Below are 2,238 nucleotides of genomic sequence, written 5' to 3' on the forward strand. Positions count from 1 at the left end.
AGGGTGCAATCCCATCTTTTAAAGGGTATAATGGTTTTCGCGGGAGCATTTGCGTTTCGGTGAATGAAGAACTCGTTCACGGTATTCCTGGTAAACGGGTTTTACGTGATGGAGACATCATTAGTATCGATATCGGCGCAAAGTTAAATGGCTATCATGGTGACTCTGCTTGGACTTATCCAGTTGGGGTAATCAGTGATGAGGACCGCAAACTACTGGAAGTCACAGAGGAATCTCTATATAAGGGCTTACAGGAAGCAAAGCCAGGTGAACGTCTGTCAAACATTTCCCATGCCATACAAACGTATGTTGAAGGTGAGAATTTCTCAGTTGTTAGAGAATATGTTGGACATGGGGTCGGACAGGATCTTCATGAGGACCCTCAAATTCCTCATTATGGTCCGCCGAACAAAGGCCCACGGCTCAAACCTGGAATGGTGTTGGCCATCGAACCGATGGTGAACGCAGGCAGCCGATATGTGAAAACACTGGCTGATAACTGGACGGTTGTAACGGTTGATGGGAAAAAGTGTGCTCACTTTGAGCATACGATTGCGATTACAGATACAGGTTTTGATATACTGACTAAGATTTAGGTCTTCACTGAAGCCTTTCAGGCCCAAATCGGGCAGGTTGTCTGTATAGTCCAAGGAAAGAACAAGATCAGTATACAGCTGTCATCGGCGTGTTCGATGGCTGCCATGTACTAATCGCAGACGGAGAAAAGCGTAAATTCATTCTCCTAAGAAAAAATATCAATCATTTAACCTTTTATGATTGCGTATCTCCGGAAGTTCAGAACAGTATATTCAAAACAGGTCGGGTGATAGATGGACAATTGAGAACATCTCATTTGGACATTTATCAGAGAGCAAGTTACTGATTTGAAGAAGGGAGAACACTTGAATGGCGAAAGACGATGTAATTGAAGTGGAAGGTACTGTAGCAGAAACTTTGCCAAATGCAATGTTCAAAGTTGAACTAGAGAATGGTCATACAGTTTTGGCTCATGTATCAGGAAAAATCCGTATGCACTTCATTCGCATTTTACCTGGAGACAAAGTTACGGTAGAATTATCTCCATATGACTTAACTCGTGGTAGAATTACGTACCGTTACAAATAAAGCAACTCCGGAAGAAGGAGGTTGGAAACACATGAAAGTGAGACCATCTGTTAAACCTATCTGTGAAAAATGTAAAGTGATTCGCAGAAAAGGAAAAGTAATGGTGATCTGTGAAAACCCAAAACATAAACAAAAACAAGGCTAATAACAAGGAGGTGCCCAAATCATGGCTCGTATTGCTGGTGTAGATATTCCACGTGATAAGCGTGTTGTCATTTCTTTAACATATGTTTTTGGAATTGGTCGTACGACGGCTCAACAAGTCCTTAAAGAAGCAGGTGTTTCTGAAGACACTCGCGTTCGCGATCTAACTGAAGACGAACTAGGTAAAATCCGTGATATCATTGACAAACTTAAAGTAGAAGGTGACCTTCGTCGTGAAGTTTCACTTAACATTAAGCGTCTAATTGAAATCGGAAGCTACCGCGGAATCCGTCATCGTAGAGGACTTCCTGTTCGTGGACAAAACACAAAAAACAACGCGCGCACTCGTAAAGGTCCGCGTCGTACTGTAGCTAACAAGAAAAAATAAGTAAAGGAGGTAGTTAAAGAATGGCTGCTGCTCGTAAACAAAATACGCGTAAACGTCGCGTGAAAAAGAATATTGAAGCTGGAATCGCTCATATCCGTTCCACTTTCAACAACACGATTGTAACGATTACTGATGTTCATGGAAACGCAATTTCTTGGTCAAGTGCTGGTGCATTAGGATTCAGAGGTTCTCGTAAATCTACTCCTTTCGCTGCACAAATGGCTGCTGAAACTGCTGCTAAAGGTTCTATCGAACATGGTCTTAAAACACTTGAAGTAACTGTTAAAGGTCCTGGTTCTGGTCGTGAAGCTGCAATTCGTGCGCTTCAAGCTGCAGGTCTTGAAGTTACTGCAATCAGAGACGTAACTCCAGTTCCTCATAACGGATGCCGTCCACCAAAACGTCGCCGCGTGTAATTTGTTTGTATAGATTTTGTGTCCCTGTCAATAATGGGTTATGATACAGTTATTTATGAGACGAATACACGACTCGTTGCCTGAGCACATACGGGACTAAACAATGAGGAATTTCGGATGGAATCTCATATGATTCTATTCGAGGTTTCGACGTTTTGAAGGAGG

The 2,238-nt window shown here is 42.4% G+C and carries 5 protein-coding genes; all 5 read left to right on the forward strand.

The window, feature by feature from the left end; translation table 11 throughout:
* Positions 1-596 (forward strand): type I methionyl aminopeptidase (map, locus tag N521_RS00130; RefSeq protein WP_035389169.1); only part of this gene is annotated, 596 nt, incomplete at its 5' end.
* Positions 597-906: 310 nt separating this feature from the next.
* Positions 907-1,125 (forward strand): translation initiation factor IF-1, encoded by a 219-nt coding sequence (gene infA, locus N521_RS00135; protein ID WP_003217190.1) that lies wholly within the window; start codon positions 907-909, stop codon positions 1,123-1,125.
* A 31-nt stretch (positions 1,126-1,156) separates the two neighbouring features.
* Entirely contained in the window at positions 1,157-1,270 is a 114-nt protein-coding gene (rpmJ, locus tag N521_RS00140; protein WP_003156543.1) for a 50S ribosomal protein L36, read from the forward strand.
* Between the two features lie 21 nt (positions 1,271-1,291).
* Positions 1,292-1,657, forward strand: a complete 366-nt coding sequence (gene rpsM, locus N521_RS00145) for a 30S ribosomal protein S13 (RefSeq protein ID WP_003217023.1) — start codon at positions 1,292-1,294, stop codon at positions 1,655-1,657.
* Positions 1,658-1,677: 20 nt separating this feature from the next.
* Positions 1,678-2,073 carry a 30S ribosomal protein S11 gene (rpsK, locus tag N521_RS00150; RefSeq protein WP_003217231.1) on the forward strand — a complete coding sequence of 132 codons (396 nt, stop codon included), beginning with the start codon at positions 1,678-1,680 and terminating at the stop codon, positions 2,071-2,073.
* The last annotated feature ends 165 nt before the right edge of the window (positions 2,074-2,238 follow it).

The organism is Bacillus sp. UNC125MFCrub1.1, assembly GCF_000701305.1.
Taxonomy (GTDB): Bacteria; Bacillota; Bacilli; order Bacillales; family Bacillaceae; genus Bacillus; species Bacillus altitudinis.